This window comes from Mycolicibacterium thermoresistibile (assembly GCF_900187065.1).
Lineage (GTDB): Bacteria > Actinomycetota > Actinomycetes > Mycobacteriales > Mycobacteriaceae > Mycobacterium > Mycobacterium thermoresistibile.
This window is the reverse complement of sequence record NZ_LT906483.1, coordinates 2520970-2534081: the sequence shown is the minus strand read 5'-3', so window position 1 is coordinate 2534081 and position 13112 is coordinate 2520970. Positions and strand designations below refer to the sequence as shown.

At 70.1% G+C, this 13112-nt stretch carries 11 protein-coding genes; 5 read left to right on the top strand and 6 right to left on the bottom strand.

Annotation, left to right across the window (positions count from 1 at the left end; genetic code table 11):
• Nucleotides 1-53: 53 nt before the first annotated feature.
• From CKW28_RS11805 to tenA, 5 genes are all read left to right on the top strand, one after another.
• Nucleotides 54-1430 carry a flavin monoamine oxidase family protein gene (locus CKW28_RS11805; protein WP_040548210.1) on the top strand — a complete coding sequence of 459 codons (1377 nt, stop codon included), beginning with the start codon at nt 54-56 and terminating at the stop codon, nt 1428-1430.
• A 10-nt stretch (nt 1431-1440) separates the two neighbouring features.
• Entirely contained in the window at nt 1441-2214 is a 774-nt protein-coding gene (locus CKW28_RS11800; RefSeq protein WP_003927593.1) for an enoyl-CoA hydratase/isomerase family protein, read from the top strand.
• Between the two features lie 5 nt (nt 2215-2219).
• Nucleotides 2220-3842 (top strand): class I adenylate-forming enzyme family protein, encoded by a 1623-nt coding sequence (locus CKW28_RS11795; protein ID WP_435405792.1) that lies wholly within the window; start codon nt 2220-2222, stop codon nt 3840-3842.
• Entirely contained in the window at nt 3839-6214 is a 2376-nt protein-coding gene (locus tag CKW28_RS11790; protein ID WP_003927591.1) for an excinuclease ABC subunit UvrA, read from the top strand. Before CKW28_RS11795 ends, CKW28_RS11790 begins: the two co-directional genes overlap by 4 nt.
• A gap of 61 nt (nt 6215-6275) precedes the next feature.
• Complete coding sequence (gene tenA / locus CKW28_RS11785) at nt 6276-6971, top strand: thiaminase II (protein ID WP_003927590.1); 696 nt, start codon at nt 6276-6278, stop codon at nt 6969-6971.
• On the opposite strand, the gene CKW28_RS11780 is transcribed toward tenA, so the two are convergent.
• The 6 genes from CKW28_RS11780 to CKW28_RS11755 all read right to left on the bottom strand — a co-directional run bounded on the left by CKW28_RS11780 (nt 6944) and on the right by CKW28_RS11755 (nt 12949).
• Nucleotides 6944-8800 (bottom strand): fatty acyl-AMP ligase, encoded by a 1857-nt coding sequence (locus CKW28_RS11780; protein WP_050812082.1) that lies wholly within the window; start codon nt 8798-8800, stop codon nt 6944-6946. The genes tenA and CKW28_RS11780 overlap by 28 nt on opposite strands.
• Before the next feature lie 28 nt (nt 8801-8828).
• The gene (locus CKW28_RS11775; protein WP_003927588.1) at nt 8829-9314 is read right to left on the bottom strand and encodes a DUF309 domain-containing protein; all 486 of its coding nucleotides are present in this window, start codon (nt 9312-9314) and stop codon (nt 8829-8831) included.
• A 67-nt stretch (nt 9315-9381) separates the two neighbouring features.
• Nucleotides 9382-9921, bottom strand: coding sequence for an NlpC/P60 family peptidoglycan-binding protein RipD (gene ripD, locus CKW28_RS11770; protein ID WP_040548208.1), 540 nt, complete (start codon nt 9919-9921; stop codon nt 9382-9384).
• A 253-nt stretch (nt 9922-10174) separates the two neighbouring features.
• Complete coding sequence (gene tpx / locus CKW28_RS11765) at nt 10175-10675, bottom strand: thiol peroxidase (RefSeq protein ID WP_003927586.1); 501 nt, start codon at nt 10673-10675, stop codon at nt 10175-10177.
• A 57-nt stretch (nt 10676-10732) separates the two neighbouring features.
• Nucleotides 10733-12100, bottom strand: coding sequence for a cytochrome P450 (locus CKW28_RS11760; protein WP_003927585.1), 1368 nt, complete (start codon nt 12098-12100; stop codon nt 10733-10735).
• 66 nt (nt 12101-12166) lie between these two features.
• On the bottom strand, nt 12167-12949 hold the full coding sequence (locus CKW28_RS11755; RefSeq protein WP_040548324.1) for a hypothetical protein: 783 nt from the start codon (nt 12947-12949) through the stop codon (nt 12167-12169).
• Nucleotides 12950-13112: the final 163 nt, after the last annotated feature.

Genomic DNA, 13112 nt, shown 5'->3' with positions numbered 1-13112 from the left:
AGTCGACGGTACGGACCGGCCGGGTTCACTACATTCACCGGGCAGGAGGCACGATGACTGACAGGACAGATGTGGTGGTGGTCGGCGCCGGGCTCGCCGGGTTGACGGCGGCGCGCACGCTGCGGCGGGCGGGGGTGGATGTGGTGGTGCTCGAAGCCCGCGACCGGGTAGGCGGCCGGACCCTGAACCACTTCCTGGAGCACGGCCCCGACCCGGAAAACGACGCGGTGGTCGAACTCGGCGGCCAGTGGATCGGGCCGGGTCATCAGCGAATCCGCGCCCTGATCGACGAATTGGGCCTGTCCACCTTCGACACCTACGACCGGGGCGCGAAGTTGTGGGAGCACAACGGGCGGGTGCGGCGCTACACCGGCGAGATTCCCAGGGCCAACCCGCTGCACCTGGCCGACCTGCAGATCGCGTTGACCCGGCTGGAGCGGATGGCCCGGCGGATCGACCCGGCCGCGCCGTGGGCCGCCCCCCGTGCCGCGCAGTGGGATCGGCAGACCGTCGCCGGCTGGATCGACCGCCATGTGCGCACCGCGGTGGGCCGGGCGTTCATCGAACTGGTCTGTGAGGCCGTCTGGGCCGCCGACGCCGCCGACCTCTCGCTGCTGCATCTGCTCACCTACACCAGCTCGAATCAGGGTCTGAGCCAACTCATCACCACCCGCGGCGGCGCCCAGCAGAGCCGGATCATCGGTGGCGCCCAACAGATCTCGACCGCTATGGCCGACGAACTCGGCGACGCGGTGCGGCTGGGCGCACCGGTGCGGGAGATCCGCACCCGCGACGGGGTGCAGGTGGTGGCCGACACCGCGACGGTGCGGGCGGAACGGGTGGTGGTCGCCATGAGCCCCACCCTGGCCGGCCGGCTGCACTACGACGAACCGCTGCCCGCCGACCGGGACCAGCTCACCCAACGCATGCCGAACGGCTCGGTGGTCAAATGCATGGCGATCTACGACGAACCGTTCTGGCGGGCCGACGGGCTGTCCGGACAGGGCGTCGGATTCACCGGTCCGGTGAAGGTGTTCTTCGACAACTCCCCACCCTCGGGCCGCCCCGGGGTACTGCTCGGGTTCCTGGAGGGCAGCCAGGCGCGGGAGCTGGGCCGAGCCGACACCCGCACCCGCCGCGAGGCGGTCATCGGCTGCTTCGCGCGGATGTTCGGTCCGCGCGCCGCCCGGCCCGTCGACTACGTCGAAAAGGTGTGGGCCGCCGACCAATGGACCCGGGGCTGCTACGGCGCGTTCCTGCCGCCCAACACCTGGACCCAGGTCGGCCCCGCGCTGCGGCGCGCGGTCGGTCCGATCCACTGGGCCGGCGCGGAGACCGCGGTGCGCTCGATGGGCTACATGGACGGCGCCGTCGCCTCCGGGGAACGGGCGGCCGCCGAGGTGCTCACCGCACTGGGGTCCGGGGCTTAGGGTGCAGACCATGAGCCTGGTCACCTACGAGCAGCGGGACCACATCGCCACCATCACCCTCAACCGCCCCGAGGCGCGCAACGCCATCAACGGGGCGATGCGCCAGGACCTCAACGCGGCCTGGAACCGGTTCCGCGACGACGAGGACGCCTGGGTCGGCATCCTCACCGCCAACGGCGAGGTGTTCTGCGCCGGTGCGGACCTCAAGGACAGCGAAGGCGCGGTCGGCACCTTCGGCGGCACGTTCTGGGAGAAGCCGACCATCAACAGCTTCGAATCCGGGATGGAACTGTTCAAGCCCACCATCGCGGCGGTGAACGGACCGTGCGTCGGCTACGGGCTGACCGGGGTGTTGTTCTGCGACTTCGTCATCGCCAGCACCACTGCGACGTTCAGCTTCCCGGAGGTGCGGATCGGGGTGCCCACCATCGTCGGGGCGATCCGGCTCCCACAGCGGGTCCGCTGGGCGGACGCTATGGAACTGCTGCTCACCGGTAAACCGATCACCGCCCAGCGCGCCGAGGAGATCGGCCTGGTGTGGAGACTGGTGCCGCCGGACGAGCTGCAGGAGCAGGCGCTGGCGTGGGCCCGCACCCTGACCGAGGCCGCGCCGCTGGCGCAACGCGCCACCAAGGAGGTGGCGTGGCGCAGCGCCGACATGGGCTGGATCGAAGCGGTCCGGTTCGGCGAGACCATGCGCAAGGTGGCCGGCGCCACCGAGGACGTCGCCGAGGGCATCCGCGCCTGGCAGGAGAAGCGCACCCCCCAGTGGCGGGGCCGGTGAACCGGGTGACGGCGCTGACCGTTCCCGCGCTGCTGGCCGGCGCCGCGGAGACGTTCGGTGACCGCACCTACGTGGTGACGCCGGCCGAACGGCTCAGCTACCGCCAGGCCGCCGACCGGTCCGCACGGCTGGCCCGGTGGCTGTTGCGCGAAGGCGTCGGCAAGGGCACCCGCGTGGGGCTGTTCTTCCCCAACGGGACCGACTGGATCGTGTGGTGGCTGGCGGTGTCCCGCATCGGCGCGCTCGCGGTCCCGTTGAGCACCCTCTACCAACCGGCCGAGATCGCGAAAGTGGTCCGGCTGGCCGACATCGCGGTGTTGATCGCGCCGGGCACCGTGCTGTCGATCGACGTCCCCGCCCGGTTCGAGCAGGCCTGGCCGGAGCTCGCCGGGCAGCGGGCCGGACAGCTCGCGCTGACGGCGGCGCCCTACCTGCGCACCATCGTGCTCACCGAACCGACCGACCGGCCCTGGGCGGCCCGGTGGAAACCCGACGCCGCGACGGCGGCGCCGGAACTGCTGTCCGCGGTCGAGGCCGAGGTGTCCCCCGCCGACCTCGCGGTCATGGTGCACACCTCCGGCTCCACCGCCGACCCGAAGGGGGTGCTGCACACCCACGGCACCCTGGTCCGGCAGACCTCCACCTGGCCGGCGGCGATCTGGGCGGTCACCCGCGGATCCGGTACCGGGTCCCACACCGGAGCCGAATCAGGAGCCGGCACAGCCGATGAGCCGCGGATCCTGTGCGCGATGCCGTTCTTCTGGATCGGCGGTCTGCTGGCCGCCACCGGTGCCCTGCACGACCCCGTCACCCTGCTGGTGCTGCCGAAGCTCGACGCCGGGACCGCGCTCGACCTGATCGAGACCGAACGGGCCACCGGTGTCGTCGGCTGGCCGGCCTTCACCCGCCGGTTGCGTGACCACCCCACCTTCGACGAGCGCGACCTGGGCAGCGCGCCGATGCTGCGCCACGGCCCGCTCGACATCGCGATGACCGATGTGCCCGACGGCTTCCCCGTGCACCGCACCATGTCCGAGACCGCCGGCGGTTTCGCGTTCACCGAGATGCGCATCGTCGACGGGAACGGCGACCCGGTCCCCGACGGCACCGTCGGCGAACTGCTGGTCCGCGGTATCGGCGTGATGGCCGGCTACAACAAACGGGAACGCTGGGAGGTGTTCGACGCCGACGGCTGGTACCACACCGGCGACCGGGTCTACCGCAAACCGGGCGATCCGCGGCTGTTCTACGTCGGCCGCACCACCGAGCTGATCAAGTCCGGCGGTGCCAACGTCTCGCCGCTCGAGGTGGAGGCGGTCATCGAACAGTCCCCCGCGGTGGCGCAGTGCGTCGTGGTCGGGGTCGACGATCCCGACCGCGGCGAACAGGTCTGCGCCGTCGTGGTGCCGACGCACTCCGGTGACCACGGCCTCGACGTGGATTCGCTTGCGGCGCAGGTCGGTAGCCAGCTGTCCAGCTACAAGGTGCCGACCCGCTGGGTGGTGGCCCGCGCCGACCAGATCCCGACACTGCCCAGCGGCAAGTTCGACCGCAGGACGTTGCGCGCCCGGGTGTCTGACGGCACACTGAACGCCGTGCAACCGGTCAACGCCGACAGCCGCCGATGACGACTGACAGCCACCCCGCCGACCGCCACGACCTCATCCGGGTGCTCGGCGCCCGGCAGAACAACCTCAAGAACATCGACGTCGAGATCCCCAAACGCCGGCTGACCGTGTTCACCGGTGTCTCCGGGTCCGGCAAGAGCTCGCTGGTGTTCGACACCATCGCCGCGGAGTCCCAGCGGTTGATCAACGAAACCTACAGCGCGTTCATCCAGGGCTTCATGCCCACGCCGGCCCGCCCGGACGTCGACATGCTCGACGGGCTCACCGCGGCGATCATCGTCGACCAGAACCGGCTGGGCGCGGATCCGCGGTCCACCGTCGGCACCGTCACCGACACCGGCGCGCTGCTGCGGATCCTGTACAGCCGGCTCGGCGAACCGCATATCGGTTCCCCCCAGGCGTTCTCGTTCAACGTCGCATCGATCAGCGGCGCCGGCGCAGTCACCGTGGAGCGCGGGGGCCGCACCGTGAAGGAGCGGCGGGAGTTCGAGATCGTCGGTGGGATGTGCCCCCGGTGCGAGGGCCGCGGCGTGATCAACGACATCGACCGCACCGCGCTCTACGACGACAGCAAGTCGCTCAACGAGGGCGCCCTGACCATCCCCGGATTCTCCATGGACGGCTGGTACGGCCGCATCTTCCGGGGATGCGGCTTTTTCGACCCGGACAAACCGATCCGCGAGTTCACCCGCAAGGAACTCGACGCGCTGCTGTACAAGGAGCCCACCAAACTCAAGATCGACGGGGTCAACCTCACCTACATGGGGCTGATCCCGCAGATCCACAAGTCGTTCCTCAGCAAGGATGTGGAGGCCATGCAGCCGCACATCCGCGCGTTCGTGGAACGGGCGGTCACGTTCACCACCTGCCCAGACTGCGACGGCACCCGGCTGTCGGAACGCGCCAGGTCGTCGAAGATCAACGGGCGCAACATCGCCGAGGTCTCGGCGTGGCAGATCAGCGATCTCATCGACTGGGTGGACGACCTGCGGGACGACTCGGTGGCGCCGCTGCTGGGATCGCTGCGCCACACCCTGCGGTCGTTCGTCGACATCGGGCTGGGATATCTGTCGCTGGACCGCCCGGCCGGCACGCTGTCGGGCGGTGAGGCGCAACGGGTCAAGATGGTCCGCCACCTCGGCTCCCCGCTCACCGACGTCACCTACGTGTTCGACGAGCCGACGATTGGGTTGCATCCGCACGACATCGACCGGATGAACCAGCTGCTGCTGCGACTGCGCGACAAGGGCAACACGGTGCTGGTGGTCGAGCACAAGCCGGAGGTGATCGCGATCGCCGATCACATCGTCGATCTCGGCCCCGGAGCCGGCGCCGAGGGCGGTGAGGTGGTGTTCGCGGGTTCGCTCGACGGTCTGCGGGCCGCTGCAACCCTGACCGGACGGCACCTCGACGACCGGGCCGCGCTCAAGAAGAAGGTGCGCACCCCCACCGGGGTGCTCCCAGTCCGCGACGCCCACACCAACAATCTGCAACACATCGACGTCGACATCCCGCTCGGTGTGCTGGTGGTGCTGACCGGGGTGGCCGGTTCCGGCAAGAGCTCCCTGATCGACGGGTCGGTGGCCGGGCGTGACGGCGTCGTCACCGTCGATCAGAGCCCGCTGCGCGGGTCCCGGCGCAGCAACCCGGCCACCTACACCGGGCTGCTCGACCCGATCCGCAAGGCGTTCGCGAAGGCCAACGGCGTCAAGCCGGCGCTGTTCAGTTCCAACTCCGAGGGCGCCTGCCCGCTCTGCAACGGCGCCGGGATCATCTACACCGAGCTGGGTGTGATGGCCACCGTGGAGACCACCTGTGAGGAATGCGAGGGACGACGCTTCCAGGCGTCGGTGCTGGCCTACGAACTGGCGGGCCGCAACATCGCCGATGTGCTGGACATGCCGGTGACCGAGGCGCTGGACTTCTTCACCGACGCCCACCCGCTGCCCGCGGCGCGGCGGATACTGGAACGACTGGCCGACGTCGGGCTGGGCTACCTGGGTCTGGGACAGTCGCTCACCACGTTGTCCGGCGGCGAGCGGCAGCGGTTGAAGCTGGCGGCCAGACTCGGTGACAAGGGCGCGGACGCGGCCACCGTCTACGTGCTCGACGAACCGACCAACGGCCTGCACCTGGCCGATGTCGAGCAGCTCCTGGCACTGCTGGACCGGCTGGTCGACGCCGGTAAGTCGGTGCTGGTCATCGAGCACCACCAGGCGGTCATGGCCCACGCCGACTGGATCATCGACCTCGGTCCCGGCGCCGGTCACGACGGCGGCCACGTCGTCTTCGAGGGCACCCCCGCCGACCTGGTCGCGTCCCGGTCGACGCTGACCGGCCGGCACCTCGCGGACTATCTGCGGGGCGGATAGCCGCCCGGTGTGCCACCGGGGTGGTGCCCCTGATCGGCAGGTGACGGGCCATGATGGTGGCGTGAAGCACGAGTCGATCACCGCACCCGATCCGCAATCCTGGTCCGGCCGCCTGTGGGCCGAAGTCGAACCGATCTACGCCGCGATCCTGGACCACCCGTTCATCAAGGGGCTCACCGACGGCAGCCTGGATCCGGAGGTGTTCGCCCACTACGTCGCCCAGGACGTGGTGTATCTGCGCGACTACGCGCGCGCCCTGTCGGTGGTGTCCGCCAAGGCACCCACCCAGGCCGACACCGCGATGTTCGCCCGGCACTCCGCCGAGATCTACGACGTCGAACTGCAACTGCACAATTCGCTGCTGCCCGATCTCGACCTGGATCCGGCGGCGATCGCGGCCACCCCGCCGTCGCCGACCACCCAGGCCTACACCAGCTATCTGCTGGCCACCGCCTTCGGCGGCAGCTTCGTCGACGGGCTGGCCGCGGTGCTGCCCTGCTACTGGATCTACGCCCGGGTCGGGCTGGAACTGCTGGACCGTGGTTCGACCGACCCGCGCTACCGGCGCTGGATCGACAGCTACTCCGGCGAGGACTTCACCAAGTCGTGTGCCGAGGTGCTGGCGCTGACCGACCGGATCGGCCCGACCCTGACACCCGCCGACGAGGCGGAGGCCCGCAGGCACTTCGTCGCGACCTCGCGGTACGAGTGGATGTTCTGGGACTCGGCCTACCGACGGGAATCCTGGCCGGTCTGACCCGTTGGCGAGGGATCGTATGCGCCGCTGAGATATTCGGCACGACACGCACGGCGGGCCAATTTGCCGCTGGTGGTGCGCGGGATCGCACCGGCCGGCAGGAACCGGATGTCGGACACCGGCAAGCCGTGCCGCCGTGTCACGGCGTCCCGGATCGCCTCGAGCGCCGGCCGCGGGTCGGCCCGCGCGGTGCCCGCCGCGCGTTCGGCGATCACCACCAGCCGGTCGTCCGGGTCGACGGTGAACGCCGCGACGTAACCGCGCCGCACGAACGGCGTCGCCTCGGCGACGGTGGCCTCGATGTCGTGCGGATAGTGGCTGCGCCCGTGCACCGAGATGAGATCGGCGGTGCGGCCGGTGATGTACAACTCACCGTCGAGATGGAAACCGAGATCGCCGGTGCGCAACCAGGCGGAGCCGTCCGGCACCCCGTCGGCGTGGCTGCCCGCCGGCAACCGGGTCCGCAGGATCGCGCCGAACGTGCGCTCGGTGTCCTGCGGCCGCCGCCAGTAGCCGCGGCCGATGTTGTCGCCGTGCAACCAGATCTCCCCGACCGCACCGTCGGGGAGCTCCGCACCGGTGTCGGCGTCGACGATCACCGCCCACTGGCTACGGGCGACCTGACCGCACGACACCACGGACACGGTGTCGTCGCCGGGCTCCGGCGCCGGCACGGCCCACCCCTCCCCCAGCCGGGCGCGGTCGACGTGGATCGCGGTGGGTTCGGCGTCGGGGGCGATGCTGGCCACGAACAGGGTGGCCTCGGCGATGCCGTAGGACGGTTTGAACGCGGTGGGCGGCAGCCCGTAGGGTGCGAACGCCGTGGTGAACGCCGAAATCGCCGCCATACTCACCGGTTCCGAGCCGATGATCAGCACCACATCGTGCAGGTCGATGTCGTCGTCCGGCCCGGGCAGGCCGCGCTGGGCGGTCCACTCGTAGGCGAAGTTCGGCGCGGCGGTGACCACCCGGCCGTGGCGTGCCTCATCCGACAGTGCCCGAATCCAGCGCTGCGGCCGGCGCACGAACGCCGTCGGCGACATCAGGGTGGTGTGCCCGCCGTACACCGCGGGGAAGCCGATCATCGACAGGCCCATGTCGTGGTAGAGCGGTAACCAACTGACGCCGTGGGTGTTCCGGTCGAGAAGATCGATCGACAGGATCATCTGCACCAGGTTCGTGCCGACCGCCCGGTGCGTCACCTCCACCCCGACCGGCGGCCGGGTCGACCCCGAGGTGTACTGCAGGTGCGAGACATCGTCCAGATCCAGTGTGGTGGGCGCGAATTCCGCTGCAGACGCGTCGGGGACGTCGTCGATGACGATGATCCGGGGGCGCTGTGCCGGTGCCAGCCGGGTCAGAAACGACGACACCGTGTCGAACACCGCGGCGGTGGTCAGTACCGCCGCCGGCCGGGCGTCGCGCAGCGCGGTGTCGAGGCGCTCGGCGTGGCCCGGCAGTTCCGGCGCGAACAGCGGCACCGCGATCGCGCCGGCCTTGACCGCGGCGAAGAAGCCGGCGACATAGTCGACCCCCTGCGGCGCCAGAATCGCCACCCGGTCGCCCGGGGCGGTGGCCCGCTGCACATGTGCGCCGACCGCCTCCACCCGCACACCCAGGTGCGCCCAGGTCAGCTCGACCACGGTGTCGCGGGCGTGGTCGAGGTAGCGGTAGGCCACCGTGTCCCCGACCGCGGCGATATTGCGCTCGATCAGCGACAGCAAGGTGACATCGGGCGGCAACGCGATGTGACCGTCGGCGTCCAGACAGTCCTCGATGCGAAGCAACCCCTCAGGCGGCGGCGACGCCCGGCGAAATTCGCACTCCACATGCGAAGTCTAGGGCCGGGCAGGTCCGTCAGGGCGCCACCAGGACGGGGCGGAGTCGTTCCGGGCCGATCGCGGCACCGGCCTCGAGATCAGCGATCAGGGCGCCGGCGTACCGCACCAGCCCGGCGATGTCGATGCCGTGGCGGGTGGGTGGATCGACGGTGGCGAGCCGCTCGGCGGCCCGGCGCAGCAACGCGCCCGCACCTGTGACGTTGCCGCGCTGCACATGGGTGATGCCCACGGCCAACTGCGCCAGGCCCTGCCAGAGCATCCGGTCGGCGTCGGGACCGCTCTTCCAGGCGGCCTCGAACACCTCGTGCGCGTTGAACGCCAGTCCCCGGTCGAGCAGATCCTGCGCCCAGCGCACCGTCTCGGCGGGAGGCAGATCCAGATCCTCCGGAATGCCGGGCACCCCTTCGGAACCCGGCGGCAACGGCCGGCCGAGCGCGTCCCGGGGCCGGGCGTTACGCGGCCGGCCCAGCTCGTCGCGATCCCTGTCCCGGTCGACGGTCACGCCGCACAGCGTGCAAGCACCACCCGCCGGTGTCAAGCAGGGCCGGTCGACGGGTCAGGGAATCGGGTCAGGGGATGATGCGCGACAGGTACGGGGCCATGTTGTCGAAACGCACCGGAGACACCCGCACCACCGGGTCGGTGGCCTCGATCATCTGCCCGTTGCCCAGGAACAACGCCACACTCTGGGTGCCTTCGGGGCCGTAGAAGATCAGATCGCCCGGCAGCGCCTGGTCGGGCGTCACCTTGTACCCCACCTTGTACTGCTCACCGGACGACCGCGGAAGCTTGATGCCCACCCCGGCGAACGCGTAGACCATCAGCCCCGACGCGTCGAATCCGACGATGTTCTGGGCCGGGTCGAGCCCGACGACCCGCCCGGCCGGGTCCAGGCCGATGGCGTTGGCGGCGGTGCCGCTGCCGCGGGTCGGCCCCGAGGCGTCGCCGCCACCGTAGGAGAACGGCACCCCCTGCTGCGACAGCGCACGTTCCAACACGACCTTGACGGCCTGGTGGTTGCGTGTCGGGTAGGACGGGTACGCGACCGCCACCGCGGGCGTCGCGACCAGAACCGCCAGACTGATCACGAGGGCGAAGACGCGTCTCATCCGGGTGTCAACTTTCTCTGCCCGTGGCGCACGGCACCACGGATCGGCCAATTCGGTGACCGGCTGTCACCGCCAACCAGTTGTACAACTCCGGGTACCGGTCAAACCAATTCCGCGGGGCCCCATGGCCAATGAGATGCCATACCGTGACCGGACGTTGACCGTCGGACCGGATCTCCCATGATGCCGGCTGATTCGGGCCCGGATCAGGCCCGGATCAGCGCGTCATCGCCTCGAGAACCCGAAGCCGATCTCAGGCCGACTGCAGAGCCGAGAGCGCCGCGTCGTAATCGGGTTCCGAACCGATCTCGGGCACCAGTTCGGTGTAGGCCACCTTGCCGTCCGCGCCGATCACCACGACCGCGCGGGCGAGCAGCCCGGCCATCGGGCCGTCGGCGATGGCGATGCCGTAGTCGTCACCGAAACCGCTGCGGAAAGCCGATGCGGTGGTGACGTTCTCGATCCCCTCGGCACCGCAGAACCGCTTCTGGGCGAACGGAAGATCCTTCGACACGCACAGCACCTGCGACCCGGCGCCGGCGGCGCGCTCGTTGAAGGTGCGCACGCTGGTCGCGCACACCGGGGTGTCGATCGACGGGAAGATGTTCAGCAGAACCGCCTTGCCGTCGAACTGACCGCTGCTCACCTCGCCGAGGTCGGTCCCGGTCAGGGTGAAGGCCGGCGCCTGCGCCCCGACCGCGGGCAGTTCGCCCACGGTGTTGATCGGATTTCCGCGTAACGTGATCTGTGCCATGGCCACAGTCTGCCAAGGTGGCCCACATCGACAACCCCCGGGTGGTGTACCGGCCGGTCAACGCCGGGCCGAGACCACCGCCCTGATCGGCCCGCGGGCCACCGTGGTGAACGGCACCTCCACCGGGAAATCGTCGTCGAGCGAGCGGATCCGCACCGACCGGATCAGGGTGGCGATCGCCAGCGTGGACTCCAGCATCGCGAAATGCTCGCCGATGCAGGACCGGGGCCCGCCGATGAACGGCACGAACTGCCACCGGTCCATCGCCTTGAACCGCTCCGGGGCGAACCGGTCCGGATCGAACACCATCGGGTCCGGCCACAGCGACGGATCACGGTGTATCGCCTGGATCCCGACGGCCAACAGGGTTCCCGCCTCGACCCGGTAACCGTCGACGGCGAGGTCGCTCATCGCCAACCGGCCCACCCCGGCGGCCGGCGGGCACAACCGCAACGACTCCCGCAGCACCTGCACCGTGTAACCCAGTCGCGGCACGTCATGCGGGGTGATCTCGCGGTCTGGGAGTTCGGCCACCTCCGCGGCCACCCGGTCCTGAATCTCCGGGTGATGCCCGAGCGCCCACAGCGCGTAGGTGAGCGCGGTGGCGGTGGTGTCATGGCCGGCCAGCATGAAGATCAACAGATCGTTGCAGATGTCCTCGTCGGACAGCCCCCGGCCGGTCTCCGGGTCGGTGGCCCGGATCAGCGCGTGGACCAGCGGCGCGTCCCGGTCCGGATCGGCCCGGCAGGCCTGCAGCATCTCGTCGGTGATCCGGCGCATCGTCGCCACCGCGGCGCGGGCCCGCCGTCGGGCCGGGGTCGGCAGCCACCGCGGCGCCCGCACCGGCCGTAACGCCCGGTCGGCGGTGTAGGAGGAGGCGATGTGCATGGGTTCGGAGATGGCGTCGGCACGTTCGTTGATGTCCAGCCCGAGCACCGAACGGCCCAGCGAGCGCATGGTCAGCCGTCGGCACTCGGCGTCGAGATCCACCTCCCGGGCCGCCTGCCAGCCGTCGGCGACCCGCTGCGCGGCCTCGGACATGTAGCCGCCGTACGAGCGCACCGCGGTCGGGGTGAACACCGGTGCCAGGGCGCGGCGGCGGGCCCGCCACGGATCTGTCGGCAGCACGAACAGACTGTCGCCGCCGAGGTGCCGGACCTCGTGGTGGACCTGACACCGCTCGGACAACGCATCCCGCCGGTTCAGCACGTCGCGGATCCCGGCCGGTGAGGTGACGAGCACGATGGGCGGGATCGCCCACTTCGGTCCCAGCACCATCCGGGTGACCGGGCCGCCGGCGTCCCGCAGCAACTCCTGGCCGGTGTGGAAGGACCGGACCGCTCTGACCTGTCGCCAATACGGCAGCGGATTGCGGGGGGCCGGCGGCAGCGTCGCCACGTCGGCCCGTTCAGTGGTCACGACCATAGTTCGGCGATGGTAGCCGCACCGGCCGGATGACACGCGGGATTGTGGCGGTGCGAACGGATCTCGTCAGCGCCGCCGGTCCCGCACCTTGTAGGTGGACTGCCACGACATCCGGGATTCGTCGCCGACCAGCGGGGTGCCCTTGCCGCCCACCCGGACGTCGTAGGCCTCCTTGCCGGCGCCGACCTCCCGGTTGGCGTGTTCCTGCGCCAGGTAATACAACTCGTCGATGGTGGCCTCGCTGTAGGCGACGAAGCTGGTGGTCCGCGGGGCGTTGCCGATCTCCTCGGCCAACCGGTCCGGCAGCAGCCGCGACGCCAGTGCGGCCAGACCCAGCAACGAGAACGGGATCACCCAGTAGAAAACGAACGACAACGGCGTGTTGACATCGAGCAGCGTGGCGTCACCCTGCACGATCGGCGGGATCGCCGAGGACACCGTCATCCCGGCGAAGGCGCCGATCCAGACCCACGTCAGCACCGTGGTGATCTTGTTGAACACGTCGCTCTCGAGCACCTCGGGCGGTTGTCCGACGGCGGCGTACTCCCGCACGAACGGCTTATCGACGAGCACACCTGTCAAGGCGGCCAGGAGGATGCCGGCATTGCCCAACGGCTGCAGCCACCGTTCCAGGAACGTCTGATGCAGCACCACGGTGACCACCGTCAGCACCACGAACGTCGACACCGCGCCGATCTGCAGGGCGCGGCCCGGCGCCCCGGTGCGGTGACCGATCACCAGGGTCGCGACCGCGATCGCCAACGCCACCAGCACCGCCGCGGTGAACGGGACGTTGCCGACCAACACCCAGAACACGATCCACGGTGCGAAGCCGAAGAGGATACTCACGGTCGGCAAGTGTATGGCCGCCGGTGCCGGGAAGGGGCCGGTCCGCGCAACGGGCGCCATGATGGCCGGACGGGAACAGTCCGGTGGCCATCGGAGGCATCGAGTGCATCTGCCGAACCCGAATCCCCGCCCTGATCCCCGCTCGCACGCCGTATTGTGAAAT